The organism is Candidatus Venteria ishoeyi (assembly GCF_030378065.1).
GTDB classification, from domain to species: Bacteria; Pseudomonadota; Gammaproteobacteria; order Beggiatoales; family Beggiatoaceae; genus Venteria; species Venteria ishoeyi.
The window spans coordinates 1-18,776 of sequence record NZ_JAUCGJ010000069.1 but is presented as its reverse complement, the minus strand read 5'-3'; the positions used below and the strand labels follow the sequence as shown (position 1 = coordinate 18,776).

General features: G+C 44.2%; 20 protein-coding genes. 14 read left to right on the top strand and 6 right to left on the bottom strand.

Annotation, left to right across the window (positions count from 1 at the left end; genetic code table 11):
- Positions 1-279 precede the first annotated feature (279 nt).
- The gene (locus tag QUF61_RS16905; RefSeq protein ID WP_103919161.1) at positions 280-2,535 is read right to left on the bottom strand and encodes a sensor histidine kinase; all 2,256 of its coding nucleotides are present in this window, start codon (positions 2,533-2,535) and stop codon (positions 280-282) included.
- Between the two features lie 338 nt (positions 2,536-2,873).
- Between QUF61_RS16905 and rfbB the strand changes: the two genes are divergently transcribed.
- The 6 genes from rfbB to QUF61_RS16875 all read left to right on the top strand — a co-directional run bounded on the left by rfbB (position 2,874) and on the right by QUF61_RS16875 (position 7,735).
- Complete coding sequence (rfbB, locus tag QUF61_RS16900) at positions 2,874-3,929, top strand: dTDP-glucose 4,6-dehydratase (RefSeq protein WP_103919162.1); 1,056 nt, start codon at positions 2,874-2,876, stop codon at positions 3,927-3,929.
- A gap of 133 nt (positions 3,930-4,062) precedes the next feature.
- Positions 4,063-5,271: a S1 family serine peptidase gene (locus QUF61_RS16895; RefSeq protein WP_289682773.1), complete on the top strand. Its 1,209-nt coding sequence runs from the start codon at positions 4,063-4,065 to the stop codon at positions 5,269-5,271.
- A gap of 159 nt (positions 5,272-5,430) precedes the next feature.
- On the top strand, positions 5,431-6,378 hold the full coding sequence (locus QUF61_RS16890; protein WP_103919164.1) for an AAA family ATPase: 948 nt from the start codon (positions 5,431-5,433) through the stop codon (positions 6,376-6,378).
- A gap of 26 nt (positions 6,379-6,404) precedes the next feature.
- The gene (hisA, locus tag QUF61_RS16885; RefSeq protein WP_103919165.1) at positions 6,405-7,145 is read left to right on the top strand and encodes a 1-(5-phosphoribosyl)-5-[(5-phosphoribosylamino)methylideneamino]imidazole-4-carboxamide isomerase; all 741 of its coding nucleotides are present in this window, start codon (positions 6,405-6,407) and stop codon (positions 7,143-7,145) included.
- 6 nt (positions 7,146-7,151) lie between these two features.
- Positions 7,152-7,451, top strand: a complete 300-nt coding sequence (locus tag QUF61_RS16880) for a YciI family protein (protein ID WP_103918839.1) — start codon at positions 7,152-7,154, stop codon at positions 7,449-7,451.
- Positions 7,451-7,735, top strand: a complete 285-nt coding sequence (locus tag QUF61_RS16875; protein ID WP_289682772.1) for a BolA family protein — start codon at positions 7,451-7,453, stop codon at positions 7,733-7,735. Before QUF61_RS16880 ends, QUF61_RS16875 begins: the two co-directional genes overlap by 1 nt.
- Positions 7,736-7,756: 21 nt before the next feature.
- Here the strand turns inward: QUF61_RS16875 and QUF61_RS16870 are convergent, their stop codons facing one another.
- The 5 genes from QUF61_RS16870 to QUF61_RS16850 all read right to left on the bottom strand — a co-directional run bounded on the left by QUF61_RS16870 (position 7,757) and on the right by QUF61_RS16850 (position 11,824).
- Positions 7,757-9,007 carry a hypothetical protein gene (locus tag QUF61_RS16870; protein ID WP_103919166.1) on the bottom strand — a complete coding sequence of 417 codons (1,251 nt, stop codon included), beginning with the start codon at positions 9,005-9,007 and terminating at the stop codon, positions 7,757-7,759.
- Positions 9,008-9,158: 151 nt separating this feature from the next.
- Complete coding sequence (gene pip / locus QUF61_RS16865; RefSeq protein WP_289682771.1) at positions 9,159-10,115, bottom strand: prolyl aminopeptidase; 957 nt, start codon at positions 10,113-10,115, stop codon at positions 9,159-9,161.
- Positions 10,108-10,713 carry a lysophospholipid acyltransferase family protein gene (locus QUF61_RS16860; protein ID WP_289682770.1) on the bottom strand — a complete coding sequence of 202 codons (606 nt, stop codon included), beginning with the start codon at positions 10,711-10,713 and terminating at the stop codon, positions 10,108-10,110. Before QUF61_RS16860 ends, pip begins: the two co-directional genes overlap by 8 nt.
- Positions 10,714-10,772: 59 nt before the next feature.
- Positions 10,773-11,294: a peptide deformylase gene (gene def, locus QUF61_RS16855; RefSeq protein ID WP_103919169.1), complete on the bottom strand. Its 522-nt coding sequence runs from the start codon at positions 11,292-11,294 to the stop codon at positions 10,773-10,775.
- Complete coding sequence (locus tag QUF61_RS16850; protein WP_286019072.1) at positions 11,294-11,824, bottom strand: glycine cleavage system transcriptional repressor; 531 nt, start codon at positions 11,822-11,824, stop codon at positions 11,294-11,296. The genes def and QUF61_RS16850 overlap by 1 nt, the downstream gene beginning before the upstream one ends.
- Positions 11,825-11,939: 115 nt before the next feature.
- Here QUF61_RS16850 and proC point away from each other — a divergent pair, with 115 nt between their 5' ends.
- The 8 genes from proC to QUF61_RS16810 all read left to right on the top strand — a co-directional run bounded on the left by proC (position 11,940) and on the right by QUF61_RS16810 (position 18,691).
- Positions 11,940-12,803, top strand: a complete 864-nt coding sequence (proC, locus tag QUF61_RS16845; RefSeq protein ID WP_286019073.1) for a pyrroline-5-carboxylate reductase — start codon at positions 11,940-11,942, stop codon at positions 12,801-12,803.
- Complete coding sequence (locus QUF61_RS16840; protein WP_103919170.1) at positions 12,800-13,366, top strand: YggT family protein; 567 nt, start codon at positions 12,800-12,802, stop codon at positions 13,364-13,366. The genes proC and QUF61_RS16840 overlap by 4 nt, the downstream gene beginning before the upstream one ends.
- Positions 13,367-13,381: 15 nt before the next feature.
- Entirely contained in the window at positions 13,382-14,443 is a 1,062-nt protein-coding gene (locus tag QUF61_RS16835) for an Rpn family recombination-promoting nuclease/putative transposase (protein ID WP_289682769.1), read from the top strand.
- A 177-nt stretch (positions 14,444-14,620) separates the two neighbouring features.
- Entirely contained in the window at positions 14,621-14,917 is a 297-nt protein-coding gene (locus QUF61_RS16830; RefSeq protein ID WP_103919172.1) for a DUF167 family protein, read from the top strand.
- 5 nt (positions 14,918-14,922) lie between these two features.
- Positions 14,923-16,074 carry a homoserine O-succinyltransferase MetX gene (gene metX, locus QUF61_RS16825; protein WP_289682767.1) on the top strand — a complete coding sequence of 384 codons (1,152 nt, stop codon included), beginning with the start codon at positions 14,923-14,925 and terminating at the stop codon, positions 16,072-16,074.
- A complete protein-coding gene (gene metW / locus QUF61_RS16820; protein ID WP_455423306.1) occupies positions 16,071-16,685 on the top strand; it encodes a methionine biosynthesis protein MetW in 615 nt (204 codons plus the stop codon). The genes metX and metW overlap by 4 nt, the downstream gene beginning before the upstream one ends.
- Positions 16,682-17,503 carry a dihydropteroate synthase gene (folP, locus tag QUF61_RS16815; RefSeq protein ID WP_289682765.1) on the top strand — a complete coding sequence of 274 codons (822 nt, stop codon included), beginning with the start codon at positions 16,682-16,684 and terminating at the stop codon, positions 17,501-17,503. Before metW ends, folP begins: the two co-directional genes overlap by 4 nt.
- A gap of 243 nt (positions 17,504-17,746) precedes the next feature.
- Complete coding sequence (locus QUF61_RS16810; RefSeq protein WP_289682764.1) at positions 17,747-18,691, top strand: hypothetical protein; 945 nt, start codon at positions 17,747-17,749, stop codon at positions 18,689-18,691.
- The last annotated feature ends 85 nt before the right edge of the window (positions 18,692-18,776 follow it).

Sequence of the window (18,776 nt, the reverse complement as noted above, 5' to 3'; positions counted from 1 at the left end):
CTATATTAAAATACCCCTTTGGGGTGTTAGCGCTAAAACCCATATTTTAAGTTTTACCGTTAAACATTAGAGATAAATCTGTTCGCCTGAAAGGCGAAGGTTTTAACCTTGTGCATGGAAAATAAAGGCATTGAGCAGCCTTGTTTTAACCCGGACATTTTATAAATATCCGGGTTAAAACAATAATGATAATTTAGCAAAGTCTTCATGCGTTATTTAACTTGAGTTCGGTGTAAGCTCGAATAGTGCGTATGGATTTAAGCCATTTTAGTTAAAAGCTTATTTCGTCAGCATTGCCGAGCTGTTTGCTGGCAGGCGCATGGTAAATATGCTGCCTTGCCCAAGTTGACTGTCAACTTTCAATGTTCCGCCCATGATTTCACAAAACTGTTTACACAATGCCAAACCGACATTACTGCCACCAAATTCGTGCGTGGTATGGCTGTCCAGGCCGGTAAACAGTTTTTTAACCTGATTGGAGCTCATGCCAATCCCTTCATCCTGTATCTGGAATATCACCCATTCCATATCTTGATCATTTTCACGTTTTGCCCGTAGCGTAATGCTACTTTGTTTAGAGAATTTACTGGCATTATTGAGCAGATTTAACAGATTTTGGCGTAGTTTGGTCAGATCAGAATTCATGGTGCCCAGTGCAATCTCAAGCTCCATTTTCAGAATATTGCCCTGCTTTTCTACCAGCGGTTGTACCGTGGCAGTAACATCTTGCAACATTGGCGTAATATCAAATGTTTCCAGATACAAATCCATGCGGCTGCTGGCAATTTTAGACAGGTCAAACAGATTGTTAATCAAGTCCAGCAGGTGATAACTGGCACCATGAATTTTTTGTAAATCGGGAATAAAATCATATTGCCCCATTTCTTCCGCATCTTCTTGCAGCATTTCGGTATAACCGATAATGGCATTCATCGGGGTGCGCAGTTCATGATTCATATTGGCCAGAAATTGTGCTTTTGCTCGTCCGGCATGTGTCGCTTCACTTTTTGCATGGCGTGCAAGATGACGCGCCTTTTGCGCGTAAGCCTTAAGTTGCAGTGCTTTTTTCCAGGTTTGTTTTAGTTGTTGCTGACTATTGCCGAATTCCTGTTGGGTATTGAGTAGTTGTTTACGAATCAGTACTAAAGACTGTTCTTGCTGCTCAATGGATTTTTCCTGATATGCAACGCGCTCACTGACCACTTCCAATTGCTGCTGACAAGCGCGATGCGTACTCTGGCAGTCTTGCAAATAGTCTTGTTGCAGAGTAAATAATGTATTGATTTCCCGACACAAGGGAATTAATTCACCATGAATACCATGCGGATTATCCAGTGCTGCAAGCGGTAGCTGAGCTTCTCTGACTTTTGCAAGTTGTGCGGTAAATTTTTTTAAGGGCCGCAAAAAACTATAATAGCTTAATAAGACAAGTAAAATAGTGAGTATTAACAATAAAATACCCCAGAGTATAAATTCTCCGCTTTGTTTGGAAATACGCATATCCTGGATATCCTGATAAGCAACCAGTGTCCAGCTTAGATCTTTCACCGGACGGGAAAGCAACTGGTATTCTTCGTCATCCATCCCTGTCATCAAAACATCATCGCCACGCTGCGTCAAAACGATTTTCCATAAATGTGATTGTCCGGTATTGCCTTTATAAGCATTAAAACGCAGACGTTCATAACTGCCTAACAAGCTGATACCGCTATCCTGGTTATCAGTACGACTAAGCAATTGTCCACTGATATAGTCAAATAACAGCAGTTTGCCACTGTCACCAAAAGTCTGGGATTCAATTTCACTGAAAAAACTATCCAGCAACAAAGAAACACCGATGACTCCCTGAAACTCATTACGTACATAAATACCCTGGCTCAGGGTAATTAACCAGGTACGGGTATAGTTTTTATCATAATACACCGGTGAAATTTGCATAGACTGGTTGCGTCGGCCCTGGTGATACCAGATTTCACGTTCATTACTCTGATAATTACCATCTTTCCAGGAACGTACACGAAATTGTTCAGGATCGTTGTAACTTGTAGAGGTGATTTTTTTGTTATCTTTATGGATATTGATTAAAACAGCATCACGATTAAAGTAACGCCTTGAGGTTTCCGGCTCAAAGGCATAAAACACACTATAAGCCTGGTTTTGTAAGCTGAGTTCGGTTTTAATCAGGGTATTTACTTGTTTTTGTATTGCGGCTTTAACAGGTGTCTGTTTCGCAAATAAGTCCATATACCCATGCAAGCGATTAAGCGTGCGTTTGGCCTGTTCCAGGTTATTAATAAGCTTGATTTTTTGCGCATCAATCTGATTTTGTAAATAATATAAACTGGCTTGTTGTTGTACTGCCTCAACCTCTGTAGAAATATCTTGTAATAACCACAATGCTGTGACAGATAGCAACACAAACAGCAACAACAGCAGCTTTAAGTGCAATAAAGCAACGAATTTTTGTATAAGGCGAAATTGTGACAGCGACATTAATATCGTATCAATTCTGGTTCGCCAGGATTTGTCAAACATGCGTATTCTCCACCGTATTGGGCGGCTGGTAAATGCGTCTATATTAAAAGCTTAAGTATTACAATTTTTTCAGTATTATCAAAAAAATCACAGATTCAATATAGATCGGGTTCAAAAAAGTGCATTCCGGGGAAAATCTATTGGATTTATATTCACAGAGTATGCCAAATTTTATTGCAATGCTAAATTTCAATAGTGGATACATCAGAAGCTGTCTGCTAAAGATAAACTGATTACACTCAAGCTGAATCAGGATCATACAGGTTTCATTACGGATATAGTACACTAAGCCTTGTTACACATAAGCTGAATTCGATATATAAACTGAGGATAACACATTGAAATTGATCGTCACTGGAGGCGCAGGTTTTATTGGTTCTGCGGTCATTCGTCACCTGCTAAGCCATACTGATACGACTGTAATTAATGTAGATAAATTGACATATGCAGGCAATCTGGACTCCTTAAGTCCCGTTGCAAATCATCCAAATTATCACTTTGAACAAGTCGATATTATTGATACGCCAGCTATCACGCGGGTATTACAGCAATACCAGCCTGATGCAATCATGCACCTGGCAGCTGAATCACACGTTGATCGCTCCATTGACGGACCGGCAGATTTTATTCGCACCAATATCACAGGTACCTATAATCTGTTGGAATGTTGTCGTCAATATTGGTCAGGGCTAGATGATAAGGCACGGGCAGCGTTTCGTTTCCATCATGTTTCCACAGATGAGGTTTATGGCAGCCTCGGAGCAACGGATTTATTTACGGAAACCACCGCTTACCAGCCTAATTCCCCTTATTCTGCCAGTAAAGCTTCATCCGATCATCTGGTGCGCGCCTGGTTTCATACTTATGGCTTTCCTGTTATTACCACCAATTGCTCAAATAACTATGGCCCTTACCAATTTCCAGAAAAACTGATTCCATTGATAATACTCAACGCCAAAGCGGGTAAAGCGTTACCCGTTTACGGAGATGGCAGCCAGATTCGTGACTGGCTGTACGTGGATGATCATGCCCGCGCCTTGTGTTTATGTCTGAATGAAGGCATTCCAGGAGAAACCTACAATATTGGCGGACATAATGAAAAAACCAATATGCAGGTAATTCATGCCTTATGTGACACCTTGGATGAGTTATTGCCAGATTCCCCGCATTGTCCACATAAAAATCTAATCACTTTTGTTGCTGACCGCCCAGGTCATGACCAACGTTACGCGATTGATGCGGGTAAAATTCAGCGTGAACTGGGCTGGACACCAGAAGAAACCTTTGAAACGGGTTTGAGAAAAACCGTATTATGGTACCTGGAAAATCAACATTGGTGTCAACGCGTTACTGATGGTAGCTATCGTGGTGAACGCTTGGGTTTAGAAACCTAAGTTACAATAGGTTTATAGTTTTAATAATGATGAAGGAGCGAGAATTTTATTCCCGTTCCTAATCGACAATTATAAAATATAAATCTTCTCCTTTTTTACTCGCTATATAAGTGATACTTTTTGAGGTTTTTTGATGCCTTTTTTACTAAAAAAATATTTTTCCAGCAAAAAAATAAATGACTTTTTTGCTATTTTGCTAAAAATCACCTTATTGCATGTATTATTTGCGCCTATTGTCACAGCAGCAGAAAATTTGTCGGAGCGCAGAATTCTTGGTGGTGAAGATGCGGCAGTGGCAACATGGCCCTGGATGACCTCACTACAAACTTCAGGCGGGCATTATTGTGGTGGCAGCTTAATTCATCCTTATTGGGTACTGACAGCGGCACATTGTTTGGATAATAAAACCGCAGCCGCTATACAAGCCGTTGTGGGATTGCATCAATTCAGTGTGCCAGAAAGTGCGGAATATCTTAAGGCAGACATTATTTATCAACACCCTCAATGGCGTACTTCAGATAGAAATACGCCTTATGATATTGGCTTAATTCGTTTACAACAAGCAGCAACAGCAGCCCCCGTGCCACTGGTGGCGAACAGCTTTGCACTCAAAACCGGCAGCTACAGTATCGCATTGGGTTGGGGGATTACTAATTTAATGCCAGAAATCCGCCCTGATACCTTGCAACAAGTGGCTTTACCTTTGGTTGATTTCGATGTTTGTCAGGCGGCTTATGCCGGTTTTAACCAACTGGGTGAAACGCATTTATGCGCAGGTTTTGTCGAAGGTGGCAAAGATGCCTGCACCGGTGATAGTGGCGGCCCTTTAATACAATATGACGGGCAATCCTGGCGACAAGTCGGTATTACCAGTTTTGGCGGCATCAATCAAGCCTGCGGTGAACCGGGTGTTTATGGTATCTACAGTAATATCAGTAACTTGCTGGCGTTTGTTCAGTCGCATTTATTAACTGATCTGGTCTTATCCATTAGTCAGACCCAACCCAGCGCAGGTACTCACTGGACATTAAAAGTACAAGAACAGGAAGCGGAAAAACACCCACGTCATACAGTCGCGCTTTGGGTGGGGTTGTTGCTCAATCAACAATTATGGTTTATTCATGGTGATGCCAAGCAACCCGCATTCAGTCTCTTGCCCGTTCCCTGGCAAACTGATGTTCCCACGACACAGTTGGAAACAACCGTGATTGACATTGTCTGGCCAGCAGGTTTACAGGGCGATTTTGATTTTTATGCTTTATATACACAAGATGCTTTCAGCTTTGAGCCTGATGATATGCAATCACAAATAATTCATCAACGGGTTGTTCCTGTAAATTAAGCAGTGTTATGCAAAAACTTTATTTTTGTGCTTTACAAGGCATAAAAAAACCTAAAGTTTCAATCAAAAAAATGAGCGTAACAATAGGTTTGCTCTGATTGCGGAAGTGCGTTATTCTGAGCCGAAAGCAAACTGACAAAAAATACTGCTCAACACATAATGAATACCCAAAAAAACCCTGAACAAACCTCGCTTGCCCTACCCTCGTTTGAAGAACTGGTGACTGAAATCAGTCAGGTCATTCTTGGCAAGGAGTACCAGGTACGCCAACTACTGGCCTGCTTATTCGCGCAAGGACATATCTTAATTGAAGACTTGCCCGGCATGGGAAAAACCACCTTGGCTCATGTCTTGGCGCGTGTGCTGGGCTTAAGTTTTCAACGCATCCAATTTACCAGCGATCTTTTGCCTGCGGATATACTTGGGGTTTCTGTTTATGATCGGGAGACCGCGCAATTTAAATTTCATAAAGGGCCGATATTTGCGCAGATGATCCTGGCTGATGAAGTCAATCGCGCCACCCCAAAAGCACAAAGCGCACTACTGGAAGCCATGGAAGAGCGGCAAGTCACCGTAGAAGGTGAAACCCGCGCCCTGCCCGCACCTTTTTTTGTACTGGCAACTCAAAATCCCATGCATCAAATTGGTACTTTTCCACTGCCAGAATCTCAACTTGACCGTTTTATGATGCGCCTGGAACTGGGTTATCCTGATCATCAGGCAGAACGTGCATTGCTCAAAGGCCAGGATCGCAGGCAACTCATCGAACAGCTCAGTCCCAAACTCAATGCCGAGCAGGTGCTGACGCTACAGAGCCAAGTACCGAATATAATACTCAGCGATGCGCTGATTGATTATGTGCAGGCAATTTTGCAACACAGCCGCAATGCCCCACAATTTCGCTTTGGACTATCACCGCGCGCAGGTCTGGCATTATTGCGCGCAGCTCAGGCCTGGGCCTTATTACATGGTCGTGACTTTGTATTACCGGAAGATATACAAGCCTTATTACCCGCGATTGCCGGACATCGTTTATTTCCGGCTAATGGACAGGACAGCCCGCAAAAATTAGTACAGAGTTTAATTAAAGAAGTCGCAATTCCCTAACTTATTATTCTGAAGGATAAACAACCATGCTGGTCATTCCCGCTATCGACCTGAAAGACGGTCAATGTGTACGTTTAAGACAAGGACGTATGGAAGATAACACGGTTTTTTCTGATGATCCGGTCACTGTTGCCGGACGTTGGGTGGATGCTGGCGCTAAACGCCTGCATATTGTCGATCTCAACGGCGCATTTGAAGGCAAACCGGTCAATGCAGAGATTATTCACCAGATTGCAGACGACTACCCGGATTTATCAATACAAATCGGTGGCGGTATCCGTGATGAAGCCACGATTGAAGCCTATCTGGACTCCGGCGTGGATTATGTGATTATCGGCACCAAAGCTGTCACGGAACCTCATTTCATATCGGATATTTGCGTTGAGTTTCCGGGCCACATTATTGTCGGTCTGGATGCTAAAGAAGGCAAAGTTGCCATTAACGGCTGGTCAAAACTCTCGCATCACGATGCAGTCGATATGGCGAAAAACTTTGAACAGCATGGCGTGGAAGCGATCATCTATACCGACATCAGTCGCGATGGCATGATGCAGGGCTTAAATGTGGAATCCACCGCAGAAATGGCAAAAGCCATCAATATCCCGGTCATCGCCTCCGGCGGCATCACCACCATTGACGACATCAAGGCATTGTGCCAGGTTGCCGATGAGGGCATTATGGGCGCGATTACCGGACGCGCCATTTATGAAGGTAGCCTGGATTTTGCCGAGGCGCAACAACTTGCCAACCAGCAATGCGGAGAATAAAACAACATGCTTTATGCCATTATCAGTGAAGATGTCGAAAACAGTCTGGAAAAACGTATTCCCGTCAGACCCGCACATATTGAACGTCTGGAGTTATTACGCGATGCCGGTCGGCTGGTGCTTGCAGGGCCATGCCCCGCCATTGACAGCGAAAATCCAGGCGATGCCGGTTTTACCGGCAGTATTGTCATTGCCGAATTTTCCAATCTGGAAGCCGCGCAAAGCTGGGCAAATGCTGATCCTTATCTGATTGGCGGTGCCTATGCCAGCGTCACCGTCAAACCCTTTAAAAAGGTACTGCCCTGATGACACAAGATGATATGGCTTCGCATAACCAGCAACGCATGGAGACGCTCAAAGCGCGCCTGACTGCGGCTTTATCGCCTGCGCAACTGAATATCATTGATGACAGCCAGCATCATGCTGGACACGCCAGTGCTAAAGGTGGTGCACATTTTACCATCGAAATTACCAGCACCGCTTTTCAGGGCAAGACGCTGGTTCAGCAACACCGCCTGGTATATGAAGCGGCAGGGGATTTAATGGACAGTGAAATTCACGCACTGAGTATTCGCTCAAAAGCGGGGTAAAAGCCAGTCTAAATGCCTTGGCTAAGGTTTACTCAGAAACCGGAATACTGCGAGAATCACCCCCAGCATATACAAAATACCCGCCCATAAGGATTGCACGCCGTGATGGGCTTGTATGTATTCCAGGCGGGTTGGCATCAGATTGCGCTGCCGGTCGTGCTTGCCGGTGCTGATTTGATCCACCACGCCGGTAAATTCAAAATGGATGGCATCGTAATTCAGCGCTTTGTATTGGGGATCTTGTTCCTGAACCAGTGATAAGGCGCGTAACTCGCCACTTTTAATATTAAAACGCAACCATTCCCCCTTATCCAAAGTGCGCGAATCACGATCAAAATCATCAAAATGCAACTGGCCTTTTAAGATGGTGGAAAAGCTTCTTAAATCATTATCCCCAGCCAGTTTCAGACGTTTAACACGTATCCCGGACTTGAATAATAAAGCGACATTTTTCTTTTGTAAGGTCAGGCTGCTGTGAATTTCATTTTGTTCCGGCAGAATGCTTACCACTTCGCCAAAAGGCAGTTCGCAGGCCATGTTCGGTGGTGCGATTTTCACAGCACCGCCCAGTCCGACTTGTAACTGACGATACAATTCCGGGGTACGGATATTCAAATCATAACGCTGGTGATTCTGAGTTGTAAATTCAAATACGCTATCCATGGGAAATATCTGATAATCCAGCGCCAGACTAATGCCTTCTGGCATGTCTTCCTGCGCGGCTGCTTTAAGTCCCACTTGATCAGCGGCAAAAAAACGGATATTACGGGTATCCAGGTAAGTCGGCACTTCCTGATTACAACCCTCAACAAAGTCCATGCCCACTTCTTGCAGCTTTTTTAATTCCAGGCTGCTGAGTACCAACGGTTGATCAGCAATAATTTGTGGGCAGGATATGCCCTCAGCGCAGGAGTCCAATTGAAATTCCAGGCCGGAGACTTCCATGCTCAAGCGCACACTGGTTTCCTGAATGGGTTGCAGCATCAGCAACAAGCCCAGCAAAATCGCAATAAATAAAACTACGATGAGGATGCGTTGCCATTGCCCGAACAGGGTCGCGACTAAAGGTTGCGGGTGATGTTGTTCACTCAGTTCAATTGCATTAGCCAGTTGTTCCAGGCGTTCAATGGAGGCTTGTGGTGAATTAGCCTTATTCTGGGTCTTGGCTTCCTGTTGTGCGCGCGCGAGTTCTTTAGCTGTACGTAACGCCTGATAGTGTAAAAACTGGCGTAATTGCATGGTGGTTTTATGTTTTTTGCTGGATTTGAACATTATTTTCAGACCTATACGCTATCATTTCACCATACGATAAATGATTACTTGTTCCTATACATCTTTTAATTAGTTATTACTTTAGTTTGCCATGCTGTATCAAGCCATTGATTTTCCTTGATATTAAATAGGAAAATAGATAACTAAAAATTCAGCCTGACAGCATTCCCGCCATATTGTTCGCTGCCTTAATCAATCCCCGTATAATGCCCGGTTCCCCCGCAGCATGTCCGGCATCGGCAACGATATCCAGATTGGCTTTAGGCCAGTTTTTTTGTAAGGTCCAGGCATTATCCACCGGACATAGCATGTCATAACGCCCATGCACAATCATGCCGGGGATGTTTTGAATGCGGCCTATATCCGTGAGCAATTGTTGATTGTGCAAAAAGCAGTGCTGCGTGAAATAATGGGTGGAAATACGCGCTAAACTTAAAGCCAGTTTTTCCTCGCATAAATGTCCAACCAGCGCGGCATTGGGTAACAAAGTGGCAGGACGCCCTTCCCAGGTGGCCCAGGCACGCGCTGCTTTGAGGCGCATTTGCGCATCATCACTGGTGACTAATTGATAATAACCTGCAATCACATCATCGCTTAATGCAGAGGGTAAAAATTCAACAAAGGCCTGCCATTCCTGGGGGAAAAAACAGCGTGTGCCAGCGCCATATAACCAGTCCAAATCAGCTTGCCGACATAAAAAAATACCACGTAAAATCAAGCCCAACACCTGTTGGGGGTAGGTTTGCGCATAGGCAAGCCCCAGTGTCGTACCCCAGGAGCCGCCAGCAACCACCCATTGCTGAATATTTAAATGTTCCCGGATGGCTTCAATATCAGAAATCAAAGCCTGTGTGGTGTTGTCTTGTAATGCTGCATGGGGTGTTGAACGTCCACAGCCACGTTGATCAAATAAAATAATGCGGTAGTCTTTGGGATCAAAATAACGCCGATGATTGGCATCGCAGCCCGCACCAGGGCCACCGTGCAAAAAAACAACCGGCAAACCTTCAGGATTACCGGATTCTTCCACGTAAAGACTGTGCAGAGAACTGACTGATAAATGAAATGTACTATAAGGTTTTATTTCGGGGTATAGCGTATTACTCATAGATTTGACCCATAATTTTTTTTTGTAGCGATTCCAGGCAATCTGCCTGTGTGCAACGCATTGCTTCATGTACTTGTAATTGGACATGGCTGCGTTGAAATAAGGCAGGCATTATTTTTCCCATGCCCACAACGCCTTGAATATGCATGGCATATATGGGTGTTTGAGTTTGCTTGGCAAGCCAGATAACACCGCGTTTTAATGGTTTTTGCTGGGCATTGGGTAAAATAATCCTACCTTGCGGAAATAAGGCAATAACCTCGCCAGCTTCCAAAGCGCGCAAGGCGGCACGCAGCGCTATTTCCGGGCGGCTGCTACGATCCACGGGAATACAACCCATTGCATGATATAACCATTTGAGCAGTGGCTTTTCATATTCTTCACGCGCAATTAAAAAGCGCAAGGGGCGAGAACTGGCGCAGACCATGAGCAGTGGATCGAGACCGGAGATATGATTAGCAACCAGCAAAGCTGAACCTTGTGTTGGCAATGATAACTTGGACAGCGGTGAGAGGCGGTGATAATAACGACAATACAATCTTACCAGACCATCAATGGTATTGAGCCAAAAATTGCCCCATTGGATTTTGTGTGCCACGTAGAAAACATAGAATACGATTAGCAACAAAGTGAAAAAAATTAAACCAACTAACGTTATCATTTTGTTTTTTTATTGGACTTTTTGTAAACCTTGCGTTGAAACAGATCATGGCGGCGACTCACCAGGCGGTCAATAAACAGCAAACCATCCAAGTGATCAATTTCATGTTGCACTGCGCGCGCTTCATAGCCTTCCATATCATATTCATGGATAGCGCCGTATTGATCCTGTGCCGTGAGCTTGATAGCGCGAGCGCGAATCACGTTGCCGGTATAATCCGGTACTGACATGCAACCCTCGCGACCAATTTCAAAACCATCCCATTCCAGAATTTCAGGGTTGATGAGTATCAAACAACCGTGATGCTTGATTTTAGGCTTGATAGAAACATCTACAATCACAATCCGCTGAAAAATGCCGGTTTGGGGTGCGGCAATGCCAACGCCACCGGGGCCTGCGCGCATAGTTTCTTCAAGCTCGGCAACGCATTGATGCAGTTTTTCATCAAATACCGTTACCGGGCTTGATTCATTTTTCAGACGTGCATCCGGGTAAATTAAGAGATCAAGTACAGTCATTACATTATCAGTGTGTCAATGGGAGATAAATGGACTTCAAATTCATGTCCGTATTGTTGTTGCAGCGCATCCAGGGCTTGTTGCAGCGGCGCCATACCTTTTTCAGCAACGCCTTCAATTTGCATGATATAAATGGGTTTTTGATCAACGCCACCCACATCACTGCTTAAATCCACAATATTCAAGCCCGCTGCTGCCAGTCTGGCAGTAATTTCTGCGACCATGCCACTGCGATCCGCGCCATAGACATTGATACAGACATCAGTTTTGGGGTGTTGGTGCAAACGCCCTTCAATGGCATCAAGATGCACATGCAATTGCAGTTTGTCAGCAACGGGTGACAACATGGCTGCCAAACCGCTTTCATCGACATTGCTATTGACCATTAACATCATGGTAAAATTCCCACCCAGACGTACCATGGAGGCTTCACCCAGATTGCAGCCCCCTTGATATAAGGCTTGTGTGACCTGCGCCACAATGCCGCTTTGATCCTGACCCACCAAGGTCAGCATAAACCAGTTTTTCAAAATTTATCTCCCACTGTTTTTTTGTGTCCGACTATCTATTTTTGGACAGTTTCCCAGGCGAAAGTATATACTACACGGACTTTGTACTGGGAACTTTAATGGAGAAATAAGACCTATGATGCCTGTCCCAGCTTTAATGACTATGGACTTAAAAAAAATGAATACAAAAACCATCACTTTTATCGGCGGCGGCAATATGAGTCGCAGCCTGATAGGCGGTTTGCTGGAAAATGGCATGTCAGCAGAGCATATACGCGTTGCTGACATTAATCCACAGCCCCTGGCAAATCATTACCCGGTACGTATTTTTACCGATAATGTTCAGGCGCTTGCAGGCAGTGATGTGGTGGTACTGGCAGTCAAACCACAGATGATGAAATCAGTGTGTCAGGAAATTGCGTCACATATTCCGCACCCTGTCCCCACCCTCATCAGTATTGCCGCCGGGGTGCGTATTACTGATCTGCAACATTGGCTGGGTGATGATCTGCCCATTGTACGGGTGATGCCAAATACCCCCGCACTGGTGCAAAGTGGTGCCTCGGCTTTGTTTGCAGCCGAAGCTGTCAGCCAGGTGCAACACGAACTGGCGGAAAGCATTATGCGCGCAGTGGGCATGACGGTGTGGCTGGATAATGAGGAACAGATGAATACCGTTACTGCCTTATCCGGTAGTGGCCCGGCTTATTTTTTCCTGGTGATGGAAATGTTGGAAAATGCCGCAGTTAAACAGGGTTTACCCGTTGATACAGCACGTCTGTTAACCCTGCAAACTGCATTTGGTGCAGCTAAAATGGCACTGGAAAGCCAGGAAGATGCCGCTTCCCTGCGGGCGCGGGTGACATCCAAAGGCGGTACCACGGAGCAGGCAATTAATGCTTTGCAAAATGGTGGCTTGCAAAGCCTGTTGGATGAAGCGGTGAGTGCGGCTAAACAACGTTCGATTGATCTCGCGGAAGAATTAGGAGAACAGGCATGATTTATCTGATGCAGGCATTGGCATTTTTGCTCGATGTTGCATTTGGTATTTATATTTTTATGCTCATGCTGCGTATTTTGCTGCAATGGGCGCATGTTGATTTTAACCACCCGATGACGCAGTTCCTGTATCTGGTGACTAATCCTGTGGTCAATCCACTGCGGCCTTACATTCCTCGCTGGCGGGCATTAGATACGCCAGCGTTATTTGTGATGCTGTTATTGCAGATGCTCAAGGGCTTATTATTAGCTTTATTGCTGGGATATGACTTAAGTCTGTTGGGCCTGCTGGTATTATCCGTTGCGGAATTGCTTTCGCTATTCATCTATGTATTGATCTTCTCACTGATTATCGAAATGGTGCTGAGTTTTATCAGTCATGACCCTTATAACCCACTGGGTACGTTTGTTTATCGTTTAAATGCCCCCTTATTAAGACCGGTACGCCAACGTTTACCCGTGATGCATGGTTTTGACTTTTCCGGCTTGGTGGTGATTATTCTATTGCAACTGGCTTTGATTTTAATCGTGGCACCCATTACAGATATTGGTAAAGGTTTATAGTAAAAGTCATTTTCCATGCCTAAATATCAACATGATGCAAGTTATAAAAACCTGTTCTCTCATCCACAAATGGTGCAAGATCTGTTGCAGGGTTTTGTCCATGAACAATGGGTTGAGCAAGTTGATTTTACAACACTGGAAAAGTGTAATAACAGCTACATTACAGATGACTTACGTGATCGAGAGAGTGATATTGTTTGGAAGGTAAAATGGGGTGAGCGCTCGTTATATATTTACTTGCTGATTGAGTTTCAATCCACAATTGATTATTACATGCCTTTACGGATAAATGGCTATGTCAACCTGTTTTATCAGGATTTGGTCAAAACCAGGCAAATCAAAAGATCAGAAAAGTTACCGGCTGTTTTTCCTGTCGTATTATACAATGGTAAACCCCGTTGGAATGCAAGCTGTGACATCAGTGAACTGATTGAAAGCATTCCTGGGCTTGAAAAATATCAACCACAAATGCACTATTTTTTAATCGATGAAGGATTATATGATGAAGGGCAACTTAAGCATCTGAGAAATTTGGTTGCAGCACTGTTTCGCTTGGAAAAAAGCCGGAATCGAACAGATATTCAACAAGTACTTGATTCTTTGATAGGCTGGTTGCAAGGTGCTGACAGTGAAATAAATACTTCTCAAAAAGAATTGCAGCGTGCTTTTGTTTTATGGTTGCAACAAGTCTTATTACCCCGGCAACTACCTGATATTAAAATACCGGAAATGAGTGAATTACAGGAGATGAGAACCATGTTGGCAGAAACTGTTCAGGGATGGTATGAAGAAGCTCAAGAAAAAGGGCTTGAAGAAGGCCTTGAAAAAGGCCTTGAAAAAGGCCTTGAAAAAGGCATCGAAAAAGGGCTTGAAAAGGGGCTTAAAAAGGGGATTTTAGAAGGTGAACTCAGGGGTGAAGCTAAAAGTCTCATATTTTTATTAGAAAAAAAATTTGGCTCATTGACTGAAAATCAGTCAATATTAATTAAGCAGTTAGATGAAAAACAATTATTGGCCTGTATGGAACGTTTGTTTTATTGCCAATCGATTGATGATGTGCTTAATAATAACGCTTAGGAACGAGGATTTTATAATTCCCGCAACCAAGCTGGCCTTTTTCTCCATTTTCTGCGTTATGAAAACAGTTACATAGCTTGCTATGTGCCTATTTTCATGCCTTGAAAATGAACAAAAATCCTGCGCCCGGTTTCGGTTCTTATTTCATCCTCATTCCTTAGCTGATTCATACCAATAGTGAAATGTTATACATGGAACAAAGCGGATTTGTTATTACAGGTACAGATTCAGCCTCGAGCCAGTCGTGATGAAATTGTGGGTGAAATTGCAACTGAGCAAGGCCCGCGCCTGAAAATCCGCATTACAGCACCGCCCATTGACGGTAAGGCAAATGCCCATTTACGCAAACTTCTGGCAAAGATTTTTGGCATTGCTAAAACCCGGATTCATATCATCAACGGTGAAACCAGTCGTAATAAACGTTTGCGCATTTGTGCGCCCAAAAAACTACCTGAAGATATTCAAAAAGAGTGATGACAATGCCTGAAAGCATCCCGGAAAATTCCGTTGGTCTGGTTAAACCACAAACTGCACATTTTGCTCAGCCCTTGGCCTTGGATTGTGGGCGCACCTTAGCTGCGTATGATTTAATTTATGAAACCTATGGCAAACTGAACGCTGATGGCAGTAATGCGTTGTTAATCTGTCATGCTTTAAGCGGCGATCATCATGCTGCCGGTTATCACAGTATGCTCGATCGTAAACCCGGCTGGTGGGAGAATTACATCGGCCCCGGCAAACCGATTGACACCAACCAGTTTTTTGTTGTCTCATTGAACAACTTAGGCGGCTGTAAAGGCTCCACCGGCCCCACCAGCCTGGACCCCAAAACCGGTAAAGCCTATGGCCCGGATTTTCCGATTATTACCGTGCGTGACTGGGTGGAAAGTCAGGTGCTGCTGGGAGAGCGCCTGGGCATCAAACAATGGGCTGCGGTGATTGGTGGCAGTTTAGGTGGTATGCAATCATTGCAATGGAGCATACAATACCCGGATAAATTACGACACTGTGTAGTCATTGCTGCTGCCTCCAAGCTTTCTGCACAAAACATTGCCTTTAATGAAGTTGCCAGACAAGCGATGTTGCGCGACCCGGAATTCCATGAAGGCCGTTATTATGAACATAACACGGTACCTAAACGCGGCTTAATGTTGGCAAGAATGCTGGGACATATCACGTATTTATCCGATGATGCCATGCGCGCTAAATTTGGTCGCGAACTACGCGAGGGTAAACTTAACTTTGGCTTTGATGCCGCGGAATTTCAGGTGGAAAGTTATTTACGTTACCAGGGGGAATCTTTCGTTGATCGCTTTGATGCCAATACCTATTTATTGATGACCAAAGCACTGGATTATTTTGACCCCGCCAGCGATTATGAGGATGATTTAGCCAAGGCCTTAGCGCCTGCCAAAGCACAATTTCTGGTGTGTTCGTTCACCAGTGACTGGCGTTTTGCCCCGGCGCGATCACGCGAAATTGTACATGCTTTGCAGCAAAACCGGCTTGCTGTCAGTTATGCAGAAATTGAAGCCCATCAAGGGCACGATGCCTTTTTAATCAAAATTCCACATTATATTGCCGCATTTTCTGCTTATATGCAGCGTATTGCCAAGGAGATAAACGCATGAGTCCTAATCATCTGCGTACTGATCTCGAACTGCTCAGTAACTGGATTCAACCCAGCAGCCATGTACTTGATTTAGGTTGTGGTGATGGCACATTGCTGGAACATTTACGTCAGCAGCGCCAAGTTACCGGTTACGGACTGGAAATTGACCCCGAAAATGTGACCCGTTGCATTGCCGCTGGCGTGAATGTCATTCAACGTGACCTTGATGAAGGTTTATCAGACTTTAAGGATAATGCCTTTGATTACGTGATGATGACCCAAACGCTTCAGGCGATACGCTGTCCTGATCAACTGTTGCCGGAAATGTTGCGCATCGGGCGTGAAGGTATTGTCACTTTTCCTAATTTTGGGCACTGGCTGGCGCGTTTGCAGTTACTGCGTGGCAGGATGCCAGTCTCCCGGGCTTTGCCTTATCAATGGTATGACACGCCCAATATCCATCACTGTACTTTGCGTGATTTTGAAGCCCTGTGCCAAAAACTGAACATTCAGATTCTGGAATGCATGGTGGTTGATCCTGAACATAAAAGTTCCTGGGGTATGCGCACTTTTCCCAATTTATTAGGTGAAATTGCGGTTTACCGAATTCAGCGTTGTCTCGAAACATGACACAACAGCAGACCGCAACACAAATTATGGGGGTGCTGAATGTCACCCCGGATTCATTTTCCGATGGTGGAGATTATTCCGAGCTTGATGCCGCTTTAGCACAAGCAGAAAACATGCTGGCAGCAGGTGCACACTGGATTGATATTGGTGGCGAATCCACCCGCCCCGGCGCTGCGCCTGTATCTGCTGAGCAGGAAAAACAAAGGATATTACCCGTCCTGCAAGCGATACGCCATGCTTTCCCGGATGCAGCGGTTTCTGTTGATACCAGCAAACCGCTGGTGATGAAAGCAGCCATTGCAGCAGGCGCAAAAATGATTAATGACGTGCGCGCCTTGCAAATGCCAGGAGCCTTGGAAGTTGTGGTTGATGCACCTGTGCAACTATGTCTGATGCACATGCAGGGCAAACCGGACACCATGCAGCAATCACCACGCTATGACGATGTTATCCGGGAAGTACATGATTTTCTGATAAACCGGATTGCCACCTGCGTACGCGCTGGCATTAACCATCAACGTATCATTGTCGATCCGGGTTTTGGGTTTGGCAAAACCTTAAGCCATAATTTGCAGTTAATGCAAAATTTATCCGCTCTAAAGTCTTTGGATTGTCCTATACTCATCGGTGTATCACGTAAATCCATGATAGGTACAGTATTGGATAAACCGGTGGAACAGCGTTTATATGGAGGCTTGGCTTTAGCCACACTGGCTGTCAGCCAGGGCGCTGCGATTATTCGCACGCACGATGTGGCGGCAACAATAGATGTGGTACGGATGACGGAGGCGGTTTTGAAGAGTCTGGATAAAATATAGTATTATGCTTTGGTTTTTTGAATTCTATCAACTTTTCATTCACTAATTCCAAAACGACTATCCTGAATTTTGAATATATACGTTCCCTTTTATTATGTGGACAGTCTCCTGGGGTAATCCCTTTTAATTTTCCCTTTAATTGTAATCTGGGCATGGTGAATTCTATTCCCCCTTTGGTTAAAGCGGTTCGGGCTGCAACAGCCAATGATCAATCAGAAGTTACATTACACACAGTATGAAACCATGGAAATTCTGGATAATATAAATACCCTCTGGGGAGATGATCTGAAAAAAACGCTCAAGCCAAGTGTAAAACTGAAAATTGCAGCCTCATGTTTTTCCATATACGCATTTGAGGCACTGAAGGCAGAATTCGAAAAAATAGACTCTCTTGAGTTCATATTTACAGCACCAGCCTTTATTCCCAACGAAGTTACTGACAAAGTTGCTCGTGAAAGAAGAGAGTTTCATATTCCTAAGTTGCAACGTGAACGGAATTTATATGGCAGTGAATTTGAAATTCAGCTAAAAAACAAACTTACTCAAAGAGCGATAGCTAAAGAATGTGTGGATTGGATTAGGTGCAAAGCCAGTTTTCGTTCAAACTCCACCAAAGCAGCAATGCAGCAATTTGCATGTCTCAATAAAGGGGATGATGCGACCGCATATATGCCGCTTCATGGCTTTACAGCCGTTGATCTTGGATATCAGCAAGGTGATGCTGTTTCGAATTTTATAACCAAATTTGATGATACTCCTTCAACTCAAACATGGCTGAATCTTTTTAATCAAATCTGGAACGATCCCTCAAAATTAAAAGATGTGACAGATACTATTTGCGCACATATTGAGTCAGTTTATAAGGAGAACTCTCCCGAAAAGATCTATTTCCTAATGCTCTATAACATATTCAATGAGTTCCTTGAGGATCTGAACGAAGATGTGCTGCCAAATGATTTGACCGGATATAAAAACAGTGTCGTCTGGAATAAGCTGTTTAACTTTCAGCGGGATGCAGCAATTGGGATCATAAATAAACTTGAAAGTTATAACGGTTGCATTCTCGCGGATAGTGTAGGGCTTGGTAAAACGTTTACTGCACTCGCAGTGATCAAATACTACGAACTGCGTAACCGTTCAGTTTTGCCTGAATCCGTGACCCTACTTGCAAACCGTCAAAATATCTAAGCGATACCACCTAAATTCAAAAAAATTATTACTTTCTCTGTTTAATGGCTAAAAAAATCAATTTTTAATACCAAGAAGCGCGAAA

What these genes read in the sequence shown, in the direction of transcription:
- QUF61_RS16835 (WP_289682769.1), top strand. Translation starts at nt 13,382, where the DNA reads ATGCCTAAATATCAACATGATGCAAGTTATAAAAACCTGTTCTCTCAT.
- QUF61_RS16890 (WP_103919164.1), top strand. Translation starts at nt 5,431, where the DNA reads ATGAATACCCAAAAAAACCCTGAACAAACCTCGCTTGCCCTACCCTCG.
- pip (WP_289682771.1), bottom strand. Translation starts at nt 10,115, where the DNA reads ATGAGTAATACGCTATACCCCGAAATAAAACCTTATAGTACATTTCAT.
- QUF61_RS16895 (WP_289682773.1), top strand. Translation starts at nt 4,063, where the DNA reads ATGCCTTTTTTACTAAAAAAATATTTTTCCAGCAAAAAAATAAATGAC.
- metW (WP_455423306.1), top strand. Translation starts at nt 16,071, where the DNA reads ATGAGTCCTAATCATCTGCGTACTGATCTCGAACTGCTCAGTAACTGG.
- hisA (WP_103919165.1), top strand. Translation starts at nt 6,405, where the DNA reads ATGCTGGTCATTCCCGCTATCGACCTGAAAGACGGTCAATGTGTACGT.
- QUF61_RS16810 (WP_289682764.1), top strand. Translation starts at nt 17,747, where the DNA reads ATGGAAATTCTGGATAATATAAATACCCTCTGGGGAGATGATCTGAAA.
- def (WP_103919169.1), bottom strand. Translation starts at nt 11,294, where the DNA reads ATGACTGTACTTGATCTCTTAATTTACCCGGATGCACGTCTGAAAAAT.
- QUF61_RS16905 (WP_103919161.1), bottom strand. Translation starts at nt 2,535, where the DNA reads ATGTTTGACAAATCCTGGCGAACCAGAATTGATACGATATTAATGTCG.
- folP (WP_289682765.1), top strand. Translation starts at nt 16,682, where the DNA reads ATGACACAACAGCAGACCGCAACACAAATTATGGGGGTGCTGAATGTC.
- QUF61_RS16875 (WP_289682772.1), top strand. Translation starts at nt 7,451, where the DNA reads ATGACACAAGATGATATGGCTTCGCATAACCAGCAACGCATGGAGACG.
- metX (WP_289682767.1), top strand. Translation starts at nt 14,923, where the DNA reads ATGCCTGAAAGCATCCCGGAAAATTCCGTTGGTCTGGTTAAACCACAA.
- QUF61_RS16880 (WP_103918839.1), top strand. Translation starts at nt 7,152, where the DNA reads ATGCTTTATGCCATTATCAGTGAAGATGTCGAAAACAGTCTGGAAAAA.
- QUF61_RS16840 (WP_103919170.1), top strand. Translation starts at nt 12,800, where the DNA reads ATGATTTATCTGATGCAGGCATTGGCATTTTTGCTCGATGTTGCATTT.
- QUF61_RS16870 (WP_103919166.1), bottom strand. Translation starts at nt 9,007, where the DNA reads ATGTTCAAATCCAGCAAAAAACATAAAACCACCATGCAATTACGCCAG.
- proC (WP_286019073.1), top strand. Translation starts at nt 11,940, where the DNA reads ATGATGCCTGTCCCAGCTTTAATGACTATGGACTTAAAAAAAATGAAT.